The 23,588-nt window shown below is 59.6% G+C and carries 25 protein-coding genes and 4 pseudogenes; 11 read left to right on the forward strand and 18 right to left on the reverse strand.

Going from position 1 to position 23,588, the window contains the following annotated elements; genetic code table 11:
• Window positions 1-120 precede the first annotated feature (120 nt).
• Window positions 121-633: a RidA family protein gene (locus H9L05_RS21415; RefSeq protein WP_187734397.1), complete on the forward strand. Its 513-nt coding sequence runs from the start codon at window positions 121-123 to the stop codon at window positions 631-633.
• A gap of 244 nt (window positions 634-877) precedes the next feature.
• On the opposite strand, the gene H9L05_RS21420 is transcribed toward H9L05_RS21415, so the two are convergent.
• The 3 genes from H9L05_RS21420 to H9L05_RS21430 all read right to left on the reverse strand — a co-directional run bounded on the left by H9L05_RS21420 (window position 878) and on the right by H9L05_RS21430 (window position 3,019).
• Window positions 878-1,366: a GNAT family N-acetyltransferase gene (locus H9L05_RS21420; RefSeq protein ID WP_187734398.1), complete on the reverse strand. Its 489-nt coding sequence runs from the start codon at window positions 1,364-1,366 to the stop codon at window positions 878-880.
• Between the two features lie 145 nt (window positions 1,367-1,511).
• Window positions 1,512-2,801, reverse strand: a complete 1,290-nt coding sequence (locus tag H9L05_RS21425; RefSeq protein WP_187734399.1) for a metal-dependent hydrolase family protein — start codon at window positions 2,799-2,801, stop codon at window positions 1,512-1,514.
• 47 nt (window positions 2,802-2,848) lie between these two features.
• Window positions 2,849-3,019 (reverse strand): hypothetical protein, encoded by a 171-nt coding sequence (locus tag H9L05_RS21430; protein ID WP_187734400.1) that lies wholly within the window; start codon window positions 3,017-3,019, stop codon window positions 2,849-2,851.
• A gap of 27 nt (window positions 3,020-3,046) precedes the next feature.
• Here H9L05_RS21430 and H9L05_RS21435 point away from each other — a divergent pair, with 27 nt between their 5' ends.
• Entirely contained in the window at window positions 3,047-3,256 is a 210-nt protein-coding gene (locus tag H9L05_RS21435; RefSeq protein ID WP_187734401.1) for an NHL repeat-containing protein, read from the forward strand.
• A gap of 151 nt (window positions 3,257-3,407) precedes the next feature.
• Complete coding sequence (locus tag H9L05_RS21440; RefSeq protein ID WP_187734402.1) at window positions 3,408-3,836, forward strand: DUF1810 domain-containing protein; 429 nt, start codon at window positions 3,408-3,410, stop codon at window positions 3,834-3,836.
• A gap of 386 nt (window positions 3,837-4,222) precedes the next feature.
• Here the strand turns inward: H9L05_RS21440 and H9L05_RS21445 are convergent.
• A pseudogene (locus tag H9L05_RS21445) lies at window positions 4,223-6,101 on the reverse strand (gamma-glutamyltransferase family protein).
• A gap of 372 nt (window positions 6,102-6,473) precedes the next feature.
• A pseudogene (locus H9L05_RS21450) lies at window positions 6,474-7,198 on the reverse strand (NADPH-dependent F420 reductase).
• A gap of 455 nt (window positions 7,199-7,653) precedes the next feature.
• On the opposite strand from H9L05_RS21450, the gene H9L05_RS21455 reads away from it, so the two are divergent.
• Window positions 7,654-7,791 carry a recombinase family protein gene (locus H9L05_RS21455; protein ID WP_187734403.1) on the forward strand — a complete coding sequence of 46 codons (138 nt, stop codon included), beginning with the start codon at window positions 7,654-7,656 and terminating at the stop codon, window positions 7,789-7,791.
• Here H9L05_RS21455 and H9L05_RS21460 read toward each other — a convergent pair.
• The 8 genes and pseudogenes from H9L05_RS21460 to H9L05_RS21490 form a co-directional block, all read right to left on the reverse strand.
• Window positions 7,766-8,355, reverse strand: a pseudogene (locus H9L05_RS21460) (PDDEXK nuclease domain-containing protein); the annotation flags it as partial. The gene H9L05_RS21455 and the pseudogene H9L05_RS21460 sit on opposite strands and share 26 nt — an antisense overlap.
• Window positions 8,356-8,391: 36 nt before the next feature.
• Window positions 8,392-8,883: a hypothetical protein gene (locus H9L05_RS21465; RefSeq protein ID WP_187734404.1), complete on the reverse strand. Its 492-nt coding sequence runs from the start codon at window positions 8,881-8,883 to the stop codon at window positions 8,392-8,394.
• 51 nt (window positions 8,884-8,934) lie between these two features.
• Entirely contained in the window at window positions 8,935-9,147 is a 213-nt protein-coding gene (locus H9L05_RS21470) for a hypothetical protein (RefSeq protein ID WP_187734405.1), read from the reverse strand.
• A 20-nt stretch (window positions 9,148-9,167) separates the two neighbouring features.
• Window positions 9,168-9,977 (reverse strand): MSCRAMM family protein, encoded by an 810-nt coding sequence (locus tag H9L05_RS21475; protein ID WP_187734406.1) that lies wholly within the window; start codon window positions 9,975-9,977, stop codon window positions 9,168-9,170.
• 696 nt (window positions 9,978-10,673) lie between these two features.
• Window positions 10,674-11,192, reverse strand: a complete 519-nt coding sequence (locus tag H9L05_RS21480) for a hypothetical protein (RefSeq protein WP_187734407.1) — start codon at window positions 11,190-11,192, stop codon at window positions 10,674-10,676.
• A gap of 312 nt (window positions 11,193-11,504) precedes the next feature.
• Window positions 11,505-12,416: an alpha/beta hydrolase-fold protein gene (locus tag H9L05_RS21485; protein ID WP_223285027.1), complete on the reverse strand. Its 912-nt coding sequence runs from the start codon at window positions 12,414-12,416 to the stop codon at window positions 11,505-11,507.
• Entirely contained in the window at window positions 12,311-12,739 is a 429-nt protein-coding gene (locus H9L05_RS24445) for a hypothetical protein (protein ID WP_223285030.1), read from the reverse strand. The genes H9L05_RS21485 and H9L05_RS24445 overlap by 106 nt, the downstream gene beginning before the upstream one ends.
• 123 nt (window positions 12,740-12,862) lie before the next feature.
• Window positions 12,863-13,561: a recombinase family protein gene (locus H9L05_RS21490; RefSeq protein ID WP_187734409.1), complete on the reverse strand. Its 699-nt coding sequence runs from the start codon at window positions 13,559-13,561 to the stop codon at window positions 12,863-12,865.
• Between the two features lie 737 nt (window positions 13,562-14,298).
• Here H9L05_RS21490 and H9L05_RS21495 point away from each other — a divergent pair.
• Both H9L05_RS21495 and H9L05_RS21500 read left to right on the forward strand, forming a co-directional pair.
• Window positions 14,299-14,949, forward strand: coding sequence for a DUF4386 domain-containing protein (locus tag H9L05_RS21495; RefSeq protein WP_187734410.1), 651 nt, complete (start codon window positions 14,299-14,301; stop codon window positions 14,947-14,949).
• Window positions 14,950-15,457: 508 nt separating this feature from the next.
• Window positions 15,458-15,595 carry a hypothetical protein gene (locus H9L05_RS21500; RefSeq protein ID WP_187734411.1) on the forward strand — a complete coding sequence of 46 codons (138 nt, stop codon included), beginning with the start codon at window positions 15,458-15,460 and terminating at the stop codon, window positions 15,593-15,595.
• 320 nt (window positions 15,596-15,915) lie between these two features.
• On the opposite strand, the gene H9L05_RS21505 is transcribed toward H9L05_RS21500, so the two are convergent.
• A complete protein-coding gene (locus tag H9L05_RS21505; RefSeq protein WP_187734412.1) occupies window positions 15,916-17,010 on the reverse strand; it encodes an acyltransferase family protein in 1,095 nt (364 codons plus the stop codon).
• Between the two features lie 457 nt (window positions 17,011-17,467).
• Between H9L05_RS21505 and H9L05_RS21510 the strand changes: the two genes are divergently transcribed.
• From H9L05_RS21510 to H9L05_RS21520, 3 genes and pseudogenes are all read left to right on the forward strand, one after another.
• On the forward strand, window positions 17,468-17,839 hold the full coding sequence (locus H9L05_RS21510; protein WP_187734413.1) for a hypothetical protein: 372 nt from the start codon (window positions 17,468-17,470) through the stop codon (window positions 17,837-17,839).
• 44 nt (window positions 17,840-17,883) lie between these two features.
• A complete protein-coding gene (locus H9L05_RS21515) occupies window positions 17,884-18,096 on the forward strand; it encodes a hypothetical protein (RefSeq protein ID WP_187734414.1) in 213 nt (70 codons plus the stop codon).
• Between the two features lie 75 nt (window positions 18,097-18,171).
• Window positions 18,172-18,375: pseudogene (locus H9L05_RS21520) on the forward strand (CocE/NonD family hydrolase C-terminal non-catalytic domain-containing protein); the annotation flags it as partial.
• A gap of 247 nt (window positions 18,376-18,622) precedes the next feature.
• On the opposite strand, the gene H9L05_RS25475 reads toward H9L05_RS21520, so the two are convergent.
• Entirely contained in the window at window positions 18,623-19,108 is a 486-nt protein-coding gene (locus H9L05_RS25475) for a DUF2254 domain-containing protein (protein WP_262892720.1), read from the reverse strand.
• Window positions 19,108-19,953, reverse strand: coding sequence for a DUF2254 domain-containing protein (locus tag H9L05_RS25480; RefSeq protein WP_262892721.1), 846 nt, complete (start codon window positions 19,951-19,953; stop codon window positions 19,108-19,110). Before H9L05_RS25480 ends, H9L05_RS25475 begins: the two co-directional genes overlap by 1 nt.
• Before the next feature lie 521 nt (window positions 19,954-20,474).
• Here H9L05_RS25480 and H9L05_RS21530 point away from each other — a divergent pair.
• Together H9L05_RS21530 and H9L05_RS21535 are read left to right on the forward strand one after the other, a co-directional pair.
• Entirely contained in the window at window positions 20,475-20,840 is a 366-nt protein-coding gene (locus H9L05_RS21530; protein ID WP_187734415.1) for a hypothetical protein, read from the forward strand.
• 88 nt (window positions 20,841-20,928) lie between these two features.
• Window positions 20,929-21,195, forward strand: coding sequence for a hypothetical protein (locus H9L05_RS21535; RefSeq protein ID WP_187734416.1), 267 nt, complete (start codon window positions 20,929-20,931; stop codon window positions 21,193-21,195).
• A 46-nt stretch (window positions 21,196-21,241) separates the two neighbouring features.
• On the opposite strand, the gene H9L05_RS21540 is transcribed toward H9L05_RS21535, so the two are convergent.
• Both H9L05_RS21540 and H9L05_RS21545 read right to left on the reverse strand, forming a co-directional pair.
• Window positions 21,242-21,802 (reverse strand): RNA polymerase sigma factor, encoded by a 561-nt coding sequence (locus H9L05_RS21540; protein ID WP_187734417.1) that lies wholly within the window; start codon window positions 21,800-21,802, stop codon window positions 21,242-21,244.
• Between the two features lie 560 nt (window positions 21,803-22,362).
• On the reverse strand, window positions 22,363-23,421 hold the full coding sequence (locus H9L05_RS21545; RefSeq protein ID WP_187734418.1) for an alpha/beta fold hydrolase: 1,059 nt from the start codon (window positions 23,419-23,421) through the stop codon (window positions 22,363-22,365).
• Window positions 23,422-23,588: the final 167 nt, after the last annotated feature.

The following is a 23,588-nucleotide window of genomic DNA, read 5'->3' on the forward strand; positions in this document are numbered from 1 at the left end:
CGCTAGCCGCCGCTAGTTCCTTTTGGCCGGCCCGGTTGCTGTCAAAGGCCGCTACCATCAGCCTGGCTCCCTTGCACCTATCGAGACCCCTCTAGCTGGTTTACGCTTCCGCTCCTACCCATGAAAAACCTTTTGCTTGTCCTGCTGCTCGGTCTCGCCAGCCCCGCCTTCGCTCAGAGCCCCGAAGGCAAGCTCGCCCAGCTAGGGCTGACGCTGCCGGCCGTGGCCCCCGCCATCGGCAGCTACGTGGACGTGGTGCGGGTGGGCAACCTGCTCTTTCTCTCGGGCAAGGGGCCCCGCTTAAGCGGCGGCGCCTACGTCACCGGTCGCCTGGGCGCGGACCTGACCACAGCGCAGGGCTACGAAGCGGCCCGCCGCACAGCCCTGCTGCAGCTGGCCGTGCTGAAACAGGAACTCGGCGAGCTAAGCCGGGTGCGGCGCATCGTCAAAGTCAACGGCTACGTGAACTCCGCCGACACTTTCACTGAGCAGCCCCAGGTCATCAACGGGTACTCTGACCTGCTGCTGCAGGTGTTCGGAGAGCGGGGCCGGCACGCCCGCACGGCCCTCGGTACCAACGCCCTGCCCCTGGGCATGGCCCTGGAAGTGGAGATGGTGGTGGAAGTGGAGTAGGAGCGGGGCGGGTTCCGCCGGCCAAGTAAGTAGGGGGCTAGATAAGTCAGACAGTGTCTGACCAATGGCAGGAAAGGGAACCCGGCGGCTTGCAGGGTCCATCTCACCGAGTACTGGGTGTTCACGAACGCTAGTCGGGTGTGCCAGTCAAACCGACTAGCCGGCAACACGTAGAGGTCGCGTAACGACCTATCCAGGCGGTACACGCTTTGGCGCAACTCCTCCCATTCCATCCCGGCGGTCGTTACGCAAGCCGCAGCTCCAGTTGAATGTCACTGCGCGCATAGGGCGAAGGGGGACCCGACGTCATCGGGCGAAAGCCTAACTGGTGGTACAGGTGCAGGGCCGGCGCCAGCTGGGTATTGCTTTCCAGGTAGAGCCGTTTAGCCCCTAAAGCCCGGGCCTGGGTAAGGGCGGCCTCCGCTAGCATCCGCCCAATGCCGCGACCCTGCAGTGGGGGCGTAACCGCCATTTTGCCCAGCTCATAGCTGGTCTCGTCCCGTTTCAGCAGGGCACAGGTGCCCACAATCGCCCCGCCATAGCTCGCTAAGAAAATATGCCCTCCCGGCTGGAGGACGTACTCCTCGGGATGGTCAAGTACGCGCAGGTCCGCTTCTTCCAGGCGGAAGTAGCGCTCAATCCACGCCATATTCAGGCGCTTGAAGTCGTCCTGGTATTGCGCTTCGTAGGCCAGCAGGTGCACGTCCTCATTGGACAGTTTCGGGGATTCCATAGGCCAAAGATACGATGGAGCCTTGTTTGCGGCCCATCAGGGGTAGGTAGCCCTACAGCCGGTGGCCCCCTGGACAGGACTCGCGTGAAGCGGTAGCCCGCCGGCTGACCCGCGTAGCTACCCGCTACGTTGTTAGGCGGGCTATCTAGCGGCTGGGGGTAGCGGGGGCCTGGGTCTTATCGACCCCCACCTGGCCCGCTTTCATCACCCACTTCACCTGCTGGATCACCACCTGGATGTCCTGCAGCGGGTCCCCTTTGACGGCCACAATGTCGGCTAAGTAGCCGGGAGCGATGGCCCCTAGCTCCTTTTCCAGGCCCAGCATTTCCGCGCCCGTGGTAGTGGCTGTTTGCAGGGCCTGCGCCGGGGTCATGCCGGCTTTGACAAACCATTCCAGCTCGCGCGTATTCTCCCCGAAGCCGGTGAAGACCGCGTCCGAGCCCATGGCGATTTTGACTTTGGCCTTTATCGCGCGCTTCAGGGTTTCGAAGTTCCTGGCTAGGTACTGATTCAGCCCCTCCACCGTCTTCGCGTCATAGCCATATTCGTCCTTGTGGGCAATGTAGTAGCGGTTATGGTCTACCGTGGGCACGTAGATGATGCCCTGCTTGGCCATGGCCTTCAGCGTGGCCTCGTCCATATCAATGGCGTGTTCCACCGTGTTCGTGCCCGCTCTCACCGCATCGCGGGCCCCAGCGGGGCCATAGGAGTGAATGGCGATGCGCTTGCCCGCCTGATGAGCCACGTCTACGGCCGCCTTCATCTCCTCGTAGCTGAAGGTTTGAAAACCGGTCACGTCCTTGTCGCTGCCCGTTGAGCCGTACATCTTGATCCAGTCCACGCCGGCCGCCAGCTGCTGGCGGGCCACGCGCTGGACCTCCGCCACCCCGTCACACTGGCCGGGCCCAGGAATAGCGCCCACTTTATAGGGGCTGCTGGTGACATGCAGGCCATTACCGGCTACCAGCATGCGGGGTCCCAGCATAGCCCCGCGGTTGATCAGGTCCCGGAGGGCCAGGTCAATGTTGTCAAACGAGCCCAGGTCGCGCACGGTCGTGACGCCCGTTTCCAGGGCTTTGCGGGCATTTTCCTGGGCCAGAAAGACAGTTACGGCGGGACCTAAGCTGCCCAGCTGTCCCCAGGGGTTGCTGCCGGCGGCCTTGTCCCAGTAGAAGGAGAGGTGAGTATGCGCGTCAATTAAGCCCGGAATGGCGGTGTAGGCCCGTAAGTCCAGGATTTCGGCCCCCGCCGGAATAGCTACGGCGGCGGCGGGACCTACCTGCACAATCCGGTCGGCGTTGACCAGCACGACGGCGTGGGGTATCACCTGGCCCAGGCCGGTGATGACTTTGCCGAACTGAAGGGCCTTGACCTGGGCCGCGACCCGGGCAGGAAACCCAAAAGAGCAAAGGATCAGAAGTAAGAGGTAACGCATGCTGGTTCGGTAGGGTGGGCAAGTGGACTGCGCTAAGAAAGGCGTTTTCAAATCAAAAGTGGTCCAGCGGCGGGGTTATCTGCCTCTTCTAGTTTTAGAATGGCTGCCCAATTGCGCTGAATAAAGCCAATGGCGTTCCTGGGGCGCAGTACGCTGTCCTGCTGCAAGTATTGCGTTAAGGCTTGGTTCATCTCGTCGATGGGAGCGGAAAAAAGCAAGCGGGGTGGCCGTGAATGCCCTAGGTAATGGTACGTCACGGCCGTAACTGCCTACGCAAAATCACGCCCGCCGGCCTCGTCACTGCCCTGGCAGGTCAGCTGGGGCCCGGGCTGCAGGACGGAAACCTGAGCATCGCCCAATTTCGGAGCCTGCAGGGTATTGCCCTCGATGCCCAGGGCACGCTCGTCGTGGCCGATGCGGGCAACCACACTATTCGCCAGATCAACCCGGAGTGATAGCTAGCCCCGAGGCGAAGGATAGAGTACTTGCCACCGGCGCTCGTTAGCTGCCGCGCAAAACCGCCGGCCACCGGCGAGCAGGGTTCTCCCTTAAAGTTACTTCCGTTACCTTTCCCTCGTAGCCGAGAGAACTGCGGCCCCCTGCCTGATGAGTCAACCAACCTCCTTACAACGCTTCCTGGACGCGCAAGCCAGCACTTATCCCGGGGCCCTGGCCGAACTGCAGCGGGGTCGCAAGCACAGCCACTGGATGTGGTTTATCTTTCCCCAGCTCCAGGGCCTGGGGCGCAGTGCCACGGCCCAGTACTATGCCCTGCGCAACGGAGAGGAAGCGCGCGCCTATGCGCAGCATCCCGAGCTCGGCAGCCGGCTGCTCCACTGCTGCGCCGTCTTGCTGGCCTTGCCCAGTAACGATGCCACCCAGGTGCTGGGCAGCCCGGACGATGTCAAATTACGCTCCTGCATGACCCTGTTTGACGCCGTGTGTCCGCAGCAGCCGATCTTCCAGCAGATCCTAGACAAGTTCTTTCGGGGACAGCCCGATGCGCAGACCCTGCGTCTGCTCTATCCCGACTAGGTATAATGGCCCCTCAAGTGGGGTCCTATTACGCCTAAAAAGAGAGCATTTGCCCGCTAGAATGGCCGAACCAGGGGAGGTCGAACCAGGGGAAGTCGAGGAGGAATCGAAAACGTTAACCCAGGGTACTCTCCCCGCCAACCCCCTCGCTCCCCAGCCGCGATGCGGCTTCTCCGCTGGCCAGCGGCTGACCTACCAAAGGGGTGGGTTCACTACCGCGCCGGCCAGCAGAGCAGGAGCTACCTCCAAGGGCTAGGCAGCCGGGGACAGCCCTGAAAACGGAGTAGGGTAATTTTACCCCCTGCCCCTATAAAAAGGCCGCTTTCACGTGCCATAGCTTCCGACTCAGCGGTTGTCCCTCGTTGGGTTAGAACCCCAGCTTTCTGCTACCAGCCGATGCCGTAATCTTCGCCGTGGTTGCTGGAGCCGCCCCAGAGGCTGCCGTGTTTCCAGTCCACGTAAATGGCATTGATGGGGCCGCTGGTGCGCTCGTCAAAGCTGAGGATGTAGCCTAACTTTTTCAGGTCTGCCCGCACCGGCTCCGGGGTGCTGTTGTTGAGCAGAATCTGGCCGGGCTTGGGTTGGCGGTCCTCGGTTTTGGAGCCGCCCAGCGAAAGCCATAACTGGTTGGTGTTGAAGTTGGCGGCCTCGGCGGCTTGCTGGACGCTCATGCCGAACTCCACCACGTTGAGGAAAAACTGCAGCAGGTTCTGGTCCTGGGTGTCGCCGCCCTGCACGGCAAACGAAAGGAAGGGCTTACCGTCTTTGAGCGCCATGGAGGGGGTTAAGGTGACGCGGGGCCGTTTGCCGGGGGCCACCACGTTAAATGGGTTCAGGGTGGGGTCCAGCACGAAGCTTTGCATGCGCTGGCTCATGCCCACCCCGGTGTTGCCGGCCACGCAGGCCGGCAGCCACCCACCGCTGGGCGTAATCGACACCACCCAGCCTTCTTTGTCGGCGGCTTCCATGGTGGTGGTGCCCAGCCACAGGCGCTCCTGGTACTCGGCGGGAGCAGAGGTGTTGCCTACATCATGCTTGGGGGCGAAATTGCGTTTGGTGGTGTCCAGCTCGTAGCCCCGGGCTTTGAGCAGCTTGAGGTAGGGGTTTTTCCGGCCCTCAAAGGGGTAGGGGTCGCCGGGGCCAATGCGGGGGTCGTTTTGCTGGTATTGGATCAGGCGGGCCCGCTGCTTGGCGTAGGTCTTGCTGAGCAGGCCTTTAATAGGTTCTTGGGGGCAGCCAGGGGGTCGCCGTAGTAAAAGTCGCGGTCGGCAAAGGCGAGGCTCATGGCCTGGTACACCGTGTGAATATACTTGGAGCTGTTGTAGCCCATGGCCTGCAGGTCGAAGTTTTCCAGCAGGTTGAGGGCCTGCAGCATAGCGGGTCCCTGGGTCCACTGCGGCAGCTTGTACACGTCAATGCCTTTGTAGGTGACCATCAGCGGCTCCTCTTCCAGGGGTTTCCAGCGGGCCAGGTCCTGCATCGTAATCAGACCGCCCTGTTCTTTTGACCCGCGGACAAACTCCTGGGCAATGTCGCCGGTATAAAAGCGGTTGTAGGCGGCCATAATGGCCTCTTTCCGGCTTTTGCCTTGCTGGAGGGCCGCTTTTTCGGCTTCTACCAGCTTCGTCAGGGTTTGCAACAGGTCTTGTTGGACGAATATTTCACCGGCCTCGGGCGCTTCCCGCGGCTGGCCGGGGTGGGTCAGAAACAGCTTCTTGCTGTACGGCCACTGTTTGAGCAGCGCTTTGTTTTTCTCGATGCTGTTGGCTGTCTGGGCTTCGATGGGGTAACCGGCCGCCATTTCCAGGGCCGGGGCCAGCACCTGCGCCAGGCTCAGGGTGCCGTAGTGGGCCAGCATGTGCATCAGGCCGCCCGGGGTGCCGGGCGTAGTGGCGGCCAGCGGGCCGTTTTCCGGCGGGAAGTTGTACCCTTTGCGTTTAAAGAAATCGGGGGTGGCCCCCGTCGGCGCCACGCCCATGGCATTGAGGGCGATGACCTTTTTGGTTTTCGGGTTATAGATCAGGGCCTGGGTTTCCCCGCCCCAACTCAATACATCCCACATGGTGCAGGTCGCGGCCAGCATGGCGCAGGCCGCATCGACCGCGTTCCCGCCTTGTTGAAACGTCATGGCCCCGGCCGTTGCCGCCAGGGGCTTGCCCGTTATCGCCATCCAGTGCTTACCGTGCAAGGGGGCTTTTGGGTCTGTTGTGCCATACCGGACAACGAAATGACAAGTAGAGCCAGAAGGGCAGATAGCCGTTTCATAAAAGCAATGTTTGTGAAGTTAAATATAATTGAAAGGGAGGAGCAAAAGCGTAAGAGCAAAAAAGGCCTGGCAAGGAAAATTTGCGCAGGCAGGCGGCTTATTGTTCTTTCAAAAAGACGGAAATTAACGCTCGGCACTTTTCGGCTTCTGGGCCTAATGGTAATCGATCTTGGCCGAGGATATTGCCCCCGGCAATTGCGCCCGCCGCGCGGCCCCACGAGCTGGGAAGAACGACTTGCTACGTTCCTTTAGCACTGATTTCCATGGCTACCCTTCGCAACCCCAACAAAAGAGCCGTGGCAACTGCCACGGCTCTTTTGTTGGGTTGCGAAGGGTAGGGGATAGGTCCACCACTCCAGTTTCAGTACTGGCTACGTGAGCTTGATGCCTTGCGCCGCCATTTGCTTTTCCTGCTCCGCATGGTTGGCTAGGAACTGCGCGTGTTGCGCGGCCGTGCGCTCCGTGCCCAGGCTAGCCAGGTGCGGTTGCAGCGCGGCGGCGGGCATATCAGCTCCGTACGCCGGGGTGCCCGGCTGCTGCCGCCACGACGCGTGCAGGCTGCCGGCGTCCACGGCGGCGAAGCCTAACTGCTCGACCAGGGCCATCACTTGGTGCTTGGCGGCGGCCTCGTCGCCGGCCACCGGCAGGGCAATGCGACCGGGCGTGCCGGCCGGCTGCCCCTTCTGTTCGAGGTGAGCGGCGTAGATGTTGTTGAACACTTTCACCACTGGCCGCCCCAGATGCTGCTGCACCCATTCGCTCTCGGTTAGCGCGCCGCTTTCCAGCTCCGGAATTTGCCCATCGCGCAGCAGCGGGTAGTAGTTGCTCGTGTCAATCACCGGCACGCCGGCCGGGACGCCCGCGAACAGATCCTTCGGCAGATCGGGAATGTTGCGGAGCGGGATGGTCACGACGATCAGCTCGCCGTGGCGAGCCGCTTCGCGGGCCGTGGCGGGGGTGGCGCCGGTTTTTTGGGCCACGTCCGTCAGTGTTTCCGGGCCCCGGGAGTTGGCAATAAGCACGGAGTGGCCGAGGCGGGTGAGCCGTCCGGCCAGGGCAGTGCCGATGTGGCCGGCCCAATGATTCCAATATTCATGGTGCGTGAGATGAGTGAGTAGGTAGTGGGCAGCTATTTTACGCAGGTGCAATGCCTAAGACCACGCGGCCGACAGATTGTTTTCTTTTGCCCTAATGGCCGACTTAAGTATGCCTAACCAAGGGTTGCATTTCTCCCCGCCCCCCAAAACGCTGGAGCAGCCCTTAGGCCCTCGCCGTGGTGTCGCCCGATCCGGCTCAGGGCATAGACGTATGCCCCGCATGGCACCCACCTGATGCCTTGGGGCGCACCTAGGTCCGCAGTTGTCTTGGTACGGCAATAGGTGGCCGAACTGAATCAGACGGCAGTTAACTTATACCATATTCTGCGACCGAATTACCGCTTAACTCGGCTTCGTAAAAATGGCTCCTAGAGCCGAGAAAAAGTCTCGAATTGTTGTCTCATAAATCAATGCGTCAGTAACTTAGGGTTTGCTGACTTATTGAGACGTGACCATGATTTGGGGCTATGCGCGGGTATCCACCCAGCAGCAACAAGTACATCTACAGCTTGATGCCCTCCGCACTTACGGCTGCCAGGAGGTGATCAAGGAAAAAGCCGCGGCCCCTTACATAAGAGCAACCCAATCGTAGGCCCATCCTGGGGATGTTGCCGCTGCTCATCCACGGCCACGAGATAGAAATTTAGTTTGCCCGCCTACTCGGGCTTGAACTCCGTGATCTTTAACTCGACGACGACGTAGGCGCGCAGCTGGAGGTGATAGAAGAGCAGATCCAGGTAGTAGTCCTGGCCCCGACGACTAACGGCACCTGCTGCCCCACGTAGGCGAAACCGCTGCCTAGTTCCAACAGGAAGGTGGTAATATGCTCCAGTAGACCGCGCTGCAAGTCCCGCTCCTTGAAGCCGGTGGTGAGGGTCAGAAAGTCGAATAGATACGGATCCTTGAGCGTCTGCTGGGCCAGCTCGGAATCGGCCGCTGGCAGGGTACGCGTAAAGTTGGTCACGGCCTGTCCCTGGCGCCGATGGTAGCCGCTCTCAATCTGATGTACCAGCACGTCCCGCGACCAGCCGTGGCGAGCCGTCGCCTCGATATAGAGTAGGCGCGTCGACTCGTCTTTCACTTTCTCCAACAAGGTCAAGTGATGATACCAGGGTATTTGTGCAAGGGACGCTTGCACAAAGGCTTCGTTGGGATACATGCCCGGGCCCTTCGACCGGCCACGTAAACGGGCTTACAACGCCTTTACTTGAAAGGTCTGCTCGACGTGGAGCGTGCCCTGCTGCGGATCAAAGGCCGTGTTCTTATCCAGCACCAGGGTTTTCTTCACCTTGCCTGCCACCAGGATTTCGGCTTTTATAGCCGTAGTGGCGGGCAAGGCTTTGCCCTCGGCGGCGGAATCAACATATGGGAACGCTAACTCGACGGTGACTTTATCGGAGCCGATCAACTCGGGCTGTTCAAACTCTCCCTCGGTCTCGTCGGATCCCTGCGCCGTGTCGAGCATGATCCCTTTCACCCAGCTGGCCGACTCGTTGGTGAAGCGAGCCCCCACGGAAGCGCCCGCGTCCTCCCCGTTGGGCTGCAGATTGGTGGCCGTGTAGCGCACGATGACGATATATTGCTGGGGCCCGGGTTCCTCATTTTTATCGCCACATGCCGTGAGGGCACTAGTCAGGACCAAGGCACTCGCGACAAAGGAGGGTAGGCGTACTAATTGAAACATAGATAAGGCTACATAAGTGAGCTAAAGTCACAGGATTGGCGCAGTGGGCGCTTAGAAGGCTACGTTGGTAAAGGTACCGTTGGTGATGGTTCTCTTATCGGGGAAGCGGGGATTAGTTACAGTTCCGATGACGACAAAGCTGAAGGTGCCCGACATGCGGCGGGTCACGGTGCTGATGGCGGTGATCGTCAGAGTACCACTCGCGCCTGCATGCTTCCAACTCTCCGTATTGTAATAATTAAAATTGGGGTCCGTGTACCGCACCCCTATGAATTCTTCGTCCTCTAGTGCCGAATAGGTACCCACCTTAGTCGGCCAGGTCTTGAATAAGAAAATGAGGGAGTGGCCGGTGCCGCCCCTTCGGTCGCATACCAAATAGATAGGGGCATCCCAAAACGGTAGGCTGGCGTCACGGTCACGCCGTCCACGAGATAGGACAAGGAAGAGGCCGCCGCGCCGACCGTTAGCAAGGGCACCGTGGTGCCTGCTGCGGTATGGCTCACGGCCTGATTAGCCGGGGCAACATACCCAACCGCTGGCGTAAAGGCCAGTGTGTAGGTGCCCACCTCCAACTCCGGGAAGCGATACGTGCCCGCGCTGGTCGGCGTGGCCGTCACGCGGGCGCCAGCCGCGTTGGTAGCGGTCACCAGCGTGATGGCGTTAGCTGGTTTGATTTCTCCTGTGACCAGGGCTTTTTGAGCCGGCGGCTTCGGCAGGGGCGGCACAGTAAGGGCCATCACGCTCGTGCCGCCCGCCACGAGCGTGATGGCTTGATTGGGGGGCGCTACGTACCCGGTTGCTGGGGTAAAGGAAAGGGTATAGGGGCCCAGCGGTAAATCGGGGAAGGAATAGGACCCGTCACTGGTCGGCGTCGCGGTTATGCTCCCGCCCCCGGCGTTGGTGGCCGTAATCAGCGTGATAGCTCCCGCCGGCTGGATTTGCCCGATGAGCGTTGCCTTTTGCCCTTGCGGAGCGGGCTGGGTAGGGGGCGGCAGAGTCGGCTGCGGGTTTCCGCCTTTATCGCCACAGGCGGGTAGGCCTAAACTACTGCTGATCAGGAGGCCCAAAGCCAGCAAGCGTGTAGACTGCTGCATGAAGGAGAATCAGGAAAGGAGGAATAGTCGAAGATGACAAGAGTAGCGCCGCCTCAAGCAATCCATATGCCGAATCATCTTCTTATAATTCAATACTAGGTGCCAGGGTGCCCGGTTGGCTCCTGGACTCACTTGTCGCACCGATATCTAAGTTACTTACCCAATAAAAAAGCCTGAAATGACACGGCTGAAGGGGACAGATGGAGAAGTTTACGCTCACCAACGGCAAGGGGGAAATGCTCTTCATCCGATTACAGGGGTAGAACGGATCGCTCCCGGGCGGCTGGGGTGCGGCCGCCAGCTAGTTCTTTAACCGCAAGTACCGGCAGAACAGCGCACCCTCACAGCCCTAGATTCTGCGCCGCGTTGAAGCTGACCACATCATCTCAGCGCGAGTACCAATCAATCATGGCCACTGCTGCGTCTCGCCAACGATTATCATTTCTCCAAGCAGCCATCAGCCTAGTGCCGGGGTACGCCTCGGCCTGTCCAGCCAAGAGACTCTTCTTTACCCCCACGCTACCGCGTTTCAATCTCCAATTCGACGGCCCACTTACCCGACTGAAAGCGATACGTGCCGTTGCCGTCCGCATTCCGGTCCGCCGGGGGCCCCGCAAGGACGAGGGGGAGCGTAAACATCGGCTCGGAGTTCCCACTCTTATTATTATAAGAGAACTGGAGCGACCAATTCCCATCCTACAAGGGCGGCAAGTTATTATCAGCGAAATACAGAAGGGGCAATGTAGCAGGAGACACGTTCATGTCATTCGTACTCAAAGCAGTCTTCCCAGCCGGCGTAACCAAGGTAGTAGCAATCGTAGGGGCAGTCCCATCGGCGTGCCAGGGCTGGCCGTTGGGACGCATAAAGTCTACGGAAGTAATCCGATACCATTTGATGCGGCGGCGGCCGGCTTTCACGGTCTGGGTCGCGCTACTTTGAACCCCATCGGCAGGGAAGGCTAAAAGGGTAATGTCGTACAAGCCTGCGCCTCGAAGGATATACGTCGGATCGGAATCGGTTTTCACAGAGTCCCGGGCGTGCGAGGAACGCCACTCGTAGTGTACCGCCTGTTGCCTGGTATTCGTTAAATGCAGCTTCTCGCCGGTTTCAATCACCGAACGGCTGGTGGTAAAGGCAGCGGTAGGGACGGGCGCGGGCCCCGATTTAGTGCAGCCCACGATCAACAGTGGCAGAAATACATACAGTAAGCGCATAAGAAGGGAACGATAAGTGGTCGACAAGCCGGCGTCAGCGCGGCAATCTTGTCGTTTGCTGACCGGGCTGCTTCCGCTGGGCCCGCGTCCGATCGTGCTGGTCCAATCCAAAGCAGCAGGACAGCCCAGCGCCCAGAAGAAGCTATCTGAGGATGACCACGAAAGTGGCTAAAGCCTTGGCGAACTAACTTCAAACGGTCAACTTTTTTCCGGACGAGACACTCAAGCCCGAACTGCAGGTTGGCTTTGTACAAAAGGTGCTTGTCCTTCCATCCGCCCCACTTACCCAAAACCCAAGGGTGTCCGCCTTTTTTACTTGCCCTGCATTTTTTCTACTTTCTTTCTGATTGCTGCATTCTCTTGAATAGCCAACGATTTCTCAAAATAGGCAAGGGCGTTTTTTGTTTCATTTATGGCTTGGTAATAATCACCCATGCACGCATTCGCAGCCGCAATTTCAGGATATATAGCAAGATAATAATCAAATAAACGTTTGGCCTTTTCGTACTGCTTTTTATTCAAAGCGTTATGCCCATTCCAGTTTAATAACTCTTCAGCAGGAAACACCTTGTATCCCATTTGTTTGGAGGCGTAGGCATAATGGCTTTTAATTTTGTTTACCAAATAAGTGGGGTCGGGATTGTTTTCCTCTTTGACATTTATTTTTATTGGATAGAAATTAAATAAAAAGTGCAAGGCATCGTACACGGCAATCAATGGCACCGACATGTGGCTGTCGTTTTCATAGTATTTACCTGTATAGTTTAAGCCATTTTGTTTGTTTTTTTCTAAATAGCTCTGCAATGTTAATATACTGCGCAGGTGCTTGGTATCAAACGTGGTATCGGCGTGTATATTGTTTAGTAGTATATCGTCATCCACGGTATTGGCAAATCCTAGATAAAGGGCTGTTCCGGCAAAATGTCTTTTTTCTAACGCCCGTTTTGTTTCTTTTAATAGGGCTTGATTATCCCACCACATACTAGGGTCTATGTAGATATAGGCATTGAATAAAGCAGTGTGGTGTACCAGCGTTTGCATCACCATCAGCCCGCCGAGCGAGTGCCCAATCAGCATCTTATACGGTTGGGTTGGATAGTGGCTATCAATATAGGGTATTAATTCTTTTTCGATAAAAGCAATAAATTGTTCTCCTCCCCGGATGCTTTCGTAGAGACCGAATCCCAGTAAGGCGGGATTATATCGGCATGGGTGGGGGTTAATTCTTTTCTTCTGTTTTCTGGTAATATACCCACCACAATCATTTCTGGACAAACGGAGTTGTAATGGGTACTTAAAAATTGAATCGTACTTACCGTGGAGGCAAACTGGGCCTCGGCATCAAATACATAGGCCACGGGATACCGCTTTTTCGCCGCCCCAGCAGCGGAATTACTAGTAGGCAAATGGACATAAAATAATCTTTTGGTACCCAATATTTTTGACTGAATACTGTCTTTTTTTCCGAGCACTAATTGATTGCCTGGCTGCGCTTTACAAGGGAAGATGAATGCAATACATGAAAGAAAGAAAAGAAAGTGTTTCATAAGGGTACGTTTTAGTGAATGCTGACTAACTACTCTTAGTGCCCAAAAATTTAACCGCTTAAACTCAGGACCGATCAGTAACTGCTTTTCCGCCGGTTGCTGGTACCCACCGGGGTGGGGTCGCTAAGCGGGCGGCGTGCTCGTCCCCCGGGCCCGGGCCTGGTCGGCGTGCGCGTAGTCCAGCATGCGCTTAACCTGCACATGGGAGTAGGGCTTGCCCTGCAGGGTAGTAAAGCCGGCCGCATTCAGGCGGCGGGCGATGGCGGCGTAAGCCACTCCCTGCGCGTGCAGGAGGGTAATCAAACTCAGCGCTTGGCGCAGCGTGGGCGCCTGCTGGCGCTTCTGTTGCCGGACCTGGATGCTGCGCGCCCGGGCCGCCTCGGTCAGGTTGGCCGGCGTACCCAGGGTGTACCCGCGGGCTCTCTTAGCCCGCAGCGCGTCCCTGGTGCGGGTGGAGATGGTCTCGCGCTCGTGCTGAGCCAAAATGGCAAACAAGCCCACCGTGAGGGAATTGGCATCGGGCATGTCGCAGCAGGTAAAGTCCACCCCGCTGTCGCGCAGGGCGAAGATGAAGCCCGCGTTGCGCGATAGCCGGTCCAATTTGGCAATGAGCAGGGTGGCCTGGGCGGCCTTGGCCACGGCAATGGCCTCGAGCAGCTGTACCCGCTGGTTCTGCTTGCCGCTTTCCACCTCCGTGAACGCCTGCACAATCAACCCATGCTTCGCGAAGGTTTGCACGGCCGCCTGCTGGGCTTCCAGGCCCAGACCCGAGGCCCCCTGGCGGGCCGTGCTGACCCGGTAGTACGCGACATATTTACGCATCCCTATTATATATAGAGTGGAGGTGAAAAGAGGATAGGCAGAGGGCGCCCGATAATAGCTAGACGCTCCTGCCGTGACACCCCCATACTTCTTTAATATATTTTAATTTATATGTACTAATTAATACGGGGTTGAGCAAAGATAGGCGAAAGTCAGATACCCTGTACAGTTGTTAAACGGACGTTTAACAACTGTACAGGGTCTTTATAATGTGCAATACAACCTTATAAGAACACAAAGTATATAAAATCGCTTTTGTACTAGTCGGAATAATCATACAAAACTTGATAATGTTAAAATTCCCAATCGATTTGCATGTTTGCAGGTGCATATTGACTTTTTTAATTTTTGGTCCAAAGATTTTAGGAAATATTCAATTTGGTTGCAAGAGCATTCATGAGCACTATAGAAATAGGAGAGGGGCTTACAGTTTCTATCCTTTCGCCGGGCTACTCCCGGGAACAGCGGCCACCGTCGAAGGAGGGTCCATAGGGGGGGGAACTCATCGAGCTAAACGAACGAGGACTACGAGGGTCCGTTGGATCGGTACCGCTTTGGGACGCTTCCCGGTAGGAGGAATATAGGCGGCGGTAGCGGCCCTAGATGGAGAAGACAAGCGTCATACGCGGGGCTTATCGCTTCCGACCACCGGAAAGAAAGGGCCCATTCTTTCGCAGGACTATCCTAAAAAACGTTAAATTATTTTATCTTAAATTCCTATTTAACAGTAAGGCCGGATGATGCGACCACCCCACGACCGTATTTCCCTGCGGACCGCCGCCCTGCTCGGCGGGCTGCCCCTGTTTGTGCCCGCGGCGCCGTATGCCGAATTTTATGTGTTCAAAACCCTCCTGGTCGCGACCGATGCTGCCCAGACCGCTCAGAATCTAGCGACCCATCCCACCCTGTTTCTCTCCGGCATTTTCGCCATCCTCTTCATCTACCTCTATGATATTGTGCTGGCCTGGGCCATGTATTTCTTTCTCAGGCCCGTGCAGGCCGCCTTATCCCTACTGGCGGCCGGGTTCCTGGTGGTGTATACCGTGCTGGCCATCGGGGCCCTGCTGAACTTTCTCTCCGCCTATCAGCTGGTGCAGGGGCCCCCTCCTCCGGAAGGGGTAAACAACGACCACGTCTTGCAGGTGGTAAATGCCCGACGATACGAGATGCATATTGCCTATATCATCTTTGGTCTTTACCTGCTGCTGAAGGGGGCCCTCCTGTATAAGGCGTCGTATATCCCGACGCTACTGGGAGTGCTGATCATGCTGGCCGGGGCCGCCTGGATTCTACTAAGTGTACAGCCCTACTTCTTTCGGGGGTTAACCTGTCCTGGCTGCTGGTTTTTTCCACAGGCGAGCTCTTTTTTGGCATCTGGCTACTGGTGAAAGGGACCCGGCTGAAAGATGCCGACGTCGGCGCGTAACTGGCGAGTTTGGCCCGCCGGCAGCCCCCGGGTTCCCTGAGCAGAATCACCGGGCGGCCTGAGGAAACTCATGTTCCCCCGCCCTCTGCTGGCCGACCTTTGGCTCCTGTTCCAAGACCCGGCCGCCTCGCTCCCGCGCCCTTGCCCCATTGCCTTCGGAAGCCACCGCTTCCTCACCCCTAACCTAGTGCTATGATGACTTCGACTGCCCCTGCTCCCACGGAAAAAAGCCTGGCCGAGATGCCCGCCGTCGACTCCCCCGCTCCGACTGGGCCTTCGCTGGCTGAGCGCCTGGCGCACCTGCTGAGCACCTCCGTTTCCGCCCAGACGGTGTACGGCCCGCCCATTGCGCAGGACGGCGTGACAGTCATTCCCGTCGCGCGGGCCATGTACGGCTTCGGCGGGGGCAGCGGTACCGGGCCGGGCCCGCAGGGGGACACCGGCGGGGCGGAGGCGTCCGTATCACCCCCGTGGGCTTCATTGAGTTGCGGGACGGGCGCAGCCGGTTCCGGCCCATTCGGCGGTCGGTGGTGCCGCTGGTCGTCGTCAGCGGCGTGGTGGCGCTGCTGTTGCTGCGGGCGGTACCCAGACTGCTGAAGAACCGTTAGCACCCCCGGAGGGGGCATTATTTGCGGCGGTGCCGAGATTCAGGGCCCCTGCCAGGACAAAAAGGAGGCTATTATCCGTCCTTATCGCTGGTGGTTGACAGGTTCCTCAAGTTGAAAGTTATCGGAACCTATCCTGAAAATGAGGGAGGCATCCGACAGGATACCCTTAGGTATCTTAAGGAAGAATTATGATACCTAAACTCTCGCGCAAGCAGGAGCAAGAGAGGTTGGCTTGAGGTATAGTTAGTAATCGCTCTGTCGCTGCGGGGCCGGCGGCCTCTTCACTCCCCCTTTTCGGCCCTGCCAACGCCGACCCGGCCTTAGGTAGCAGCGAGGGCCGGACGGGGCCGGGTCGGCGTTGTCTTGTTACGAACGAAGTGCTTACTCCAGGCGGTGAGCGGCCGCTCCACGTAGTTCCACGAGCCCCAGGCCACGGCCCCGATGAGCAGCAGCGATTCGACGAGCCAGTAGCCATACGCGCCCCGTTCATAAAACGGCAGATAATGATTCAGCCGGTCGAGCACGGGGTACGCGCAGGACAGGACTGTCAGGTGGTAGAGGTAAATGCCGTAGCTCAGCTTGCCGATAAACAGCAAGGGTTTCGCCGTGAAGACGGCGTTCACCATACCCCCTTTTGTTTCCCCCCGCACCACGAAGTAGGCCATGAGCCACACGACCAGCACGGCCACTAGCGTCCGCTGATTCAGATACAGATCGAGCCCCCACGCGCTCTGAGCCAGCATCAGGACTATACTGGCTAAGGCCAGCCCACCCAGGCCGCGGTATACCTGGTTGAAGTACTGGGGTTTTTCGAGGACTACCCAGGCCAGCAACGCGCCCAGGCCCAAGGCATCCAGACATGTGTGCGGCAGCACGTGGCCAAAGCCGGTGGTGGGGACGGCGTACTGGCTGTAGAGGCCCCCGCCAACAAAGAGCGCCATGGCGTAGGGCAACCACGGCCGCGGGAGCAGCACCAGTACAAAGGGCCACAAAAGGTAAAACTGTTGTTCGACCGCCATGGTCCACAAGTGCGCCAGCGGCCCCCAGTCCTGCTGCTGGTAGATGACCAGGTTAGAGGTGAACGATACATAGGGGCCGTAGTTAGCGGCCGGTATGCCGCGCCAGAAAAAATCCAGACCCAGTAGCAACAAATAGGCAGGATAGAGGCGCAAGGCCCGTTTGAGAAAGAAGCGGAGGAAGACGCCCCGCTTCGTGGTGCGCTGAAGCGCCACCGCCTGCCGGTCCCGGAGCAGGAGGGCTGTGATCAGGAAGCCGCTGAGGGTAAAGAAGATATCGGGCCCCGAAACTTTATCGGAGAGGGTAAACAGCGGGTGGCTTTTCGGCACCGTATGATTGATCAGGACAAACAGGATGGCCAGGGCCCGCAGGGCATCGAGTTGGGCAATATAGCGCATCGGGGAATACGGCGTACGGGTTCAATCCTCCAAACTTAATAATATATTTCAATACTTATATATAATAAAACCGGCCCTTGCTACGCGACTAACCTGACTTCCCTGGGCGCTGGCTGACCACGAGCACGCAGGCACCCGATGGGGCCCCGCTCCTCCAGTCTTCTCCTGTACCCATGCCAGGGCCAGGCCCTGCAGTCGTAGTGCTCCGCTTATTGCAGGTAAACATCAACAAGAGCCGCTACTCGTCACTTCTCGCAAGGGAGCGTTTAAGAAAGGTGACCCAACAGGTTGCTAAATACTGAGGTGTTCTTGTCTGGGTAGTGATAATGCGGCCTTATCGGTACTAAGTTGAGGTTCAATCATCTCGGCTTCAAGCACCGTTTTCGTGCACTCGTCTTCCGGTTAGGCTTCTAGCAGTGAATCCATTACTTTCCTCTCCGGCATCGCTGGGAGACCCATGAAAAAAACTTGTTTCGTCTTTTTTGCCTTGCTCCTCTGGCTACCCGTCAGGGGACAAGGTGGGGAATCGGCCCTCTCTGATACCCTGTATTCCGTGCTTCGCGTTCCCCCGCCGGTGGCTTTCCCCGGCCTCAAGCTGCCCAAGTATGAGCCTGCCGCCTGTGTGTTCCCCGCCCTGCGGCAACTGATCGGGACGGATAAAGGCTGCGGCGAGGCGATAGGGTATTATTTTTCGACGGAGCAAACGCAAGGCAAGGAGTTAATCAAAGTAGCACCCGTCGATTTACGCAGGGTCCGATCGGGTACCTTCTTTGGGTACTTTCGGCTAGGCAACCGAGTTTTCCTCTGCCACGGAACGAATAAGGCCTAGGTAGCCCGCGCGGCCACGGCCGATTGGGCTACTTATTGGGCGTGATGAAACCCTACTGGCCCACGGCCCCCGTCACAATCGGGAACACCACTTACGCCGATGTGCTGGAGGTGAAGATTCCCCTCAGTGACCGCTCGGAAGGGGGCTGGCCGTCGCACTACTACTGGGCCCCGCACGTGGGCGTTGTACGCCTGCGTACCTGGTACAACCGCCAGCCCCGGACCTGGACCCTCGTGCGGAGTCATATTGTGCAGTAACCCGCTTGATGGAAGACTGCATACGTCATATACATAGTGGCCATTCTAAGACAAGATTATGAAAACAGCTGTGGGGTGCAGGACGTGCTGCACACATTCAAGAAGGGCCACCGGCTCATGGTGCAGGTGCAAAGCACGTGGTTTCCGCTCGTCGACCGCAACCCACAGACGTACGTCAACAACACCTTCGAGGCCAACGAGTCGGATTTCCAGGCCGCCCCGCACCGCCTCTATTTTAGCCCTGAGCACGCCTCGCAGCTGAGGGTGAAGGTGCTCTAACGCCTCCCTAGCCTGAGGCAAACACAAGGCCACCTCAGGGCTTTGCTAGGCATGACTCCGCTGGGGTCGAATTGTTGTCTCACGCGCCGGGACGGTGAGGCGCCTACCTGCTAGCGGAGCTGTTTTAGAAAACGGTGGTTACCCAGCGAGCCAGTCTGGCTGTTTCACCAACAGGGAATAGTCTGCCAACTAGTCTTCGTCGCTACCTGCTTTGCAACCTTCGCCAAACGGGGCTTTGGTGGTGCGCTTACTCCCAATTCGGGCGCAGCTGCTCGTAGAGGGACTGCACCTGTTCCAGCTCATACGTGGTAGAAATAGTTGCCTGCGCGCAGGCCAGCACTAGGTCGGCTTGTTCGTGCAGCACCCGTTTGCGCTCGGCGTGGCACCCCTGCTCGCCGGCCAGGGCCAGCGCCCGCAGCAGGCGCCGCAGCACGGCCGGGTTGCCCTGCGCATTGGCCCGCACCAGGTCAAACGACAGACGCATGTAGTTCGCAAAGGTGGGGACGTTGATGACCAAGCGCAGCTGGCGGCCATCGCCCCGCAGGGGTGCCGGAAATTCCTGGCGGGCCAGCTGCCCGCCGATTTCGCCCAAGTAGTCGACGGCCATAATGGCCGTGGTGGTGTCGTTGACGCCACTCGAGAGCGCTTTGAGGGCAATGTCGACCAGCTGCTGAATGCCAAACCCAATGTCCTGCTCGATGTTGCGGTGGCGGCCCAGGCTTACGTACTTCATCAGGTCCTGGGGCCACCCCGCGGGCGGGCGTGAGGGGCGTCGGGCTCGGGGCGCACGCTGAACAGCGGCTGGCCCTGGCCCACAAACGCCCCCATCTCAAAGTTGAGCCGCAGGATGGCCCGGTGGCGGCGGGCCCACTGCAGTAAGCCGTCGGCGTCGAGGCGTTGCAGGTAGCCGCAGGCGGTGGCGGGCAGCGGGTGCCAGCTGCCCTGCGCGGCCAGCAGGCGCCCGGCGACGGCGGTTTGGTTTTCGTCGGCGACGGGCTCGCCGAGGTGGTTGGGGAACAGGTCGTTTATCCCCGCGATGGTTTCGAGGGCAATGCGGCGCACGAGGGTGCCCGTTTGCAGGGACTCGGCGATGTGGTGAATGAAAAAGACCAGGGCCGCGACGCCGCCCATGGCCAGAAATAAGCCGGCCAGCACGGCCGTGGAGGGCACGAACTTGCCCTCGTCGGGCCCGCGGATGGTGCCCAATACCGCCAGGCAGTAGGCAAACACCCCCACGAAGTAGCCCATGATGACCTGGTTCACCTCGTCGCGCATGAAGTTGCGCAGCACCCGCGGCGAGTACTGGGTGCTGATTTGGGAGAAGGCCGAGAGCGTGACGGCAAAGGCCAGGGTGGCCACCGTGAGCATGGACCCCGCAATGGCCGTGAGCATGCCGCGCGAGGCGTCGGCCCCGATGCCGAACAGCAGCGGGAAATACTTGATGCCCTCCACCGTGGTTTGCGCGTCGTAGTGCACCAGGCCGTAGGCCCCGGCAATGAAAAGAATCACCATCAGGCCTGGCACGAACCAGAGCGATTCGCGTAGCAGCTGCCAGTACTTGAGGAGGCCGAGCTTCATGACAAACAGGAGGGTACCACCGGTGGGGAACGAATGTACTACGCGGCCTGGGGCGGGTTCCCCCTTGCACGATAAAGAAAAATGAAAGTAAGCCACTAACTCGGCTTATGCTAGTTCCCCTTAACGGTGATTTAACCAGCCACCATCTTTTCGATAGGGTCTGAGTAGGGCCCGTTATCGCGCCTAGGCAAGTGCCTAACGGGTGAGAAGGGCTTATGGCTGTCGTATAAACCCCATTATGACAAGTACACCAGGTGTCGTTAGTGCAAGAGGTTCTTGGGAGGCCAGCGCGCAAAAAGGTGTTCTTTTCTGAACGGAGGAAGGTAACTGAAAAGTCGTCCGTTCGTCGCCGGTGCCTTGGGCCTCAGGCTGCGCGCTGACCGCTGCTAGAAGGGGGCCTTACGCTAAGTCTCCGGGCAGGGAGGGTGGGAAAGGAGCGCAGAAGTTGTGTCCCCTGAAAACACAGTTTCTGGCCTCAAGCTTGCTCTTCAGCCGCCGTACTCTTTCCTCGCCCCCCATACATGCTCTCTATTCAGCCCTGCTGGGGCACCTTACGCACGGAATTAAGTTGCCTAGAAAGGGGGGATGCCGTCGCGCAGGCCTACGCCGTGCAGGTGCTGGCCCGCGCCGTCGCTGCCGCCGCGCCCTATGCGCCCACCAGCATCACGGCTCGGCCCCGGCCTACGACCGAGGCGGTGAGTGTGACCCTGCAGTTTGCCGGTGGCTACCGTCTGCAGGTCACCACCCCCTACCCGCAGGCGAACCAGCCGCAGGCGCCGAAAATTATCCTCTCGCTGTTTCACTATGAGCGCCTGCAGTACGCGCAGGCCGTGCCGGGCGGACAGGTAGCCGCCCACATCGCCGGCGCGCTCTACCCCCTGAGCTGAGGCCGGAGCTACTGGGCGTCCCGGGCCCTAGCTCAACCTGCTGCGCGCGGGCTCGTATAGAGCCCGTGACCCGCTAAGCGCGCAGCCGATGGCCTGTTCTCTTTTTACCCCCATTCCCGACGAGTTACCTGCCGCCGAGCGCGCGGCCCGGCGCAAGCGCCAGCGGCACGCCGAATGGGGCATCGCGGTGGCCCGCTTGGGCGGCACGGAGCCCTGCCGGGCCATTGTGCAGGAGTTGCAGCGCTACATTGACGGCGAGGTAAGTTTGCAGCAGTTGGCCGGCCAAGACGAACTGCCCCGGCCCTCGGCCCGGGTGCTGGAAGCGACGCGCCAGCGGGAGGAATTTAGCCGCTAAGTCGCCTCCTACTACCAGCAGGTCCCTTCTTTGATGGGTAAGGTTATTAGCGCGCCAGTCTGCTTAGGGCGAGCAGGGCGGCCCGGGCCCGGGTTTTCGCCGTGCCCAGGGGCAGGCCCAGCTCCTTAGCCGCTTCCACGTGGGTGTAGCCCTCAAAGTAGAGTAAGTCGATGAGCGCGCGATGCGGAGGCGACAGGCGCTGGGTGAGTTCGCGCAGGCCGATGTGCTCGGGGTGGAAGGTAGTGGGAGCGGGCAGATAGCGGGCCGCGTCCGCCTCCAGGCTTTGACCGCGGGTGTGCAGGTGGTGCGTGGCGCTGCGCAGCACGTCGATGGCGTGGTAGCAGCAGATGCGTTGCATCCAGGTAAACAGGCGCCCCCGGGCCGGGTCGTAGCGCCCGATGTGGAGCCAGATGCGCAACAGGCCTTCCTGCAGAATATCTTGGGTCAGCTCCTCGTCGCGCACCAGGCGCCGAATAGCGTGCCGCAAGGTGGGCGCATACTGGCGGTAGAGCAGGCACAAGGCGTGCTCGTCCCGGGCCAGCAGGCGCTGCACCAGTTGGGCCTCGTCCAGAACGAGGAGGGGGGATGCCGGAGGGGTGGACGGCATAGGCAAGCACGAGAAACAACCGGGAGCAGCAGGGAAAGTCCAATTGGGACAGCTTCCCTTTTCACCTAGGCTAGAGAAGAGGGTGAATGGCCTGCATACGCAGACCGGACCGTTTCGTTCCGGGCTGGGGACACGGTAGCCTATCAGGTGGTGGGTAAGGGTTCGAGGCACCGGGTAAGGAGAGGGCAGCCGAAAAGTCTAACGGGCTGCCGGGCGAAGTGGCCCCCCTTTGCCTGGGCTATTTGGTAGCTACCGGGTGATGACGAACCCCTATTTTCCCCTTCCCCCGCCTCCCTGGGCCCGGCGGCGCAAGCGCAGTGGCTCGGGCGCCTGCAGGAGGCCGAGCGCATTGGTGGCATCCGGGAGGCCGGCGGGCCGTTGGTGAGCCTCGAAACGTTGGCTTTCCTGCAGCGCTATGTGCAGAGCGAGCTGAGCCTGGCCCAAGTCGTGCGGCTGCAATCCCAGCGCTTATCCCGCCAATAAGGCGCAGGCAGGCCCCCAGATTGCGGTAGCGCGAGCCAGGGTGGTGCGGAACCTGGCGACATTCTTGCGGGGAAAAATTACGAAACGCCCTGGGTACTGCGCGCGCACGGTGCTGGGTGATAAGGGTAAGTAGGGGGCAAGACGTAAGCCAGGAGCATATGCGTACGTGGATTAGTCTTCATCAAGCTGGGTTGCTGAGCCTGGCGGGCATTGTGGCCGCGATCCTGCTGATTAACTGGCAGCTGCGCGCTGGGTCCCGATCCGCCCGCGTGCCCGCTCCCCCTGCGCGCCGGCCGCTGGGCCGCCCGGGGCGGGCGGAGACTGCTTCGGAACCCAGCAACGAGAACAGGGCCGCGCGCCGCCGCGCAGCCGATAAAAAAGCCGTCCGTTGACCCTGCTCTCAGCCGGTTACCCCGGCGTCTGGAGGCCCTAATGAACAGCTGGGCAACACAACCCACGCCGGCCAGCCCCACGCCGGTGCAGGTGTCAGGAAAAAGGCTTTCCTGGTGCGTTTTCTCGGGCGGCACGGCCCGGTCATCCTTGCCGGCAAGGAACAGGACGGGATAGGTCGCTTTTTCCAGCACCGCCCGCCGGTCCGGGCGCTGCGCCATGGCCTGTAGGCTCCCCAGCGCGACGGGCAGGGGCACGGCCCCGGCCAAGCCTTGCAGTAGGGCCACGTGGTGGGTCAATGATTCGCGGTGGGTGGGCGAGAGCTGGGGCTGGATAAACTCGGCCGCGAAGGCCGCCATACCGTGCTCTTCCATGAAGGTGCGGTTGCGCAAGCGTCGCTCCATGTCCTCTTCGCTGTCAGGCAAGGCCGAGGAGTGAAACAAGCCCAACCCAGCCACCAAGCCCGGATACTGCTCGGCAAAGGCCAGGGCCACGTACCCGCCCATGCTATGGCCGATGAGCCCGCCCCGCCCCACCCCGGCCGCGGCTAGCGTGGCCCGCAGGGCGTCGGCAGCCGCTTCGAGGCTGTAATCGGTAGCCTGATCTGTGGGACCGACGTAGCCGGGCAGGGCGGGCGTGAGCACCGGATAGTCGGCGAAGGCGTCGCCGAGGAAGTCAGGCCAGATGGCCGGGCTTTCGAGGAAGCCATGCAGCAAGACCAGGGCGGGCAGGGTAGTAGCGGGCATAGACCCCGCAGTACGCAGCTAGCTAGGCGCGCGTTGACGAGCGGGAGGATAACCGCCCTAACCAGTCCCCAAAGATTGCCTATTAGGAAGCGATGGGAAAGTGGGGCTTCCCTTTTCCAAGCCTCGGTGAACCTAGCGCCGTCTCCTGCGTACCTAGTCGCTTTCCT

The sequence above is a fragment of the Hymenobacter qilianensis genome, assembly GCF_014489555.1.
Classification (GTDB): Bacteria; Bacteroidota; Bacteroidia; order Cytophagales; family Hymenobacteraceae; genus Hymenobacter; species Hymenobacter qilianensis.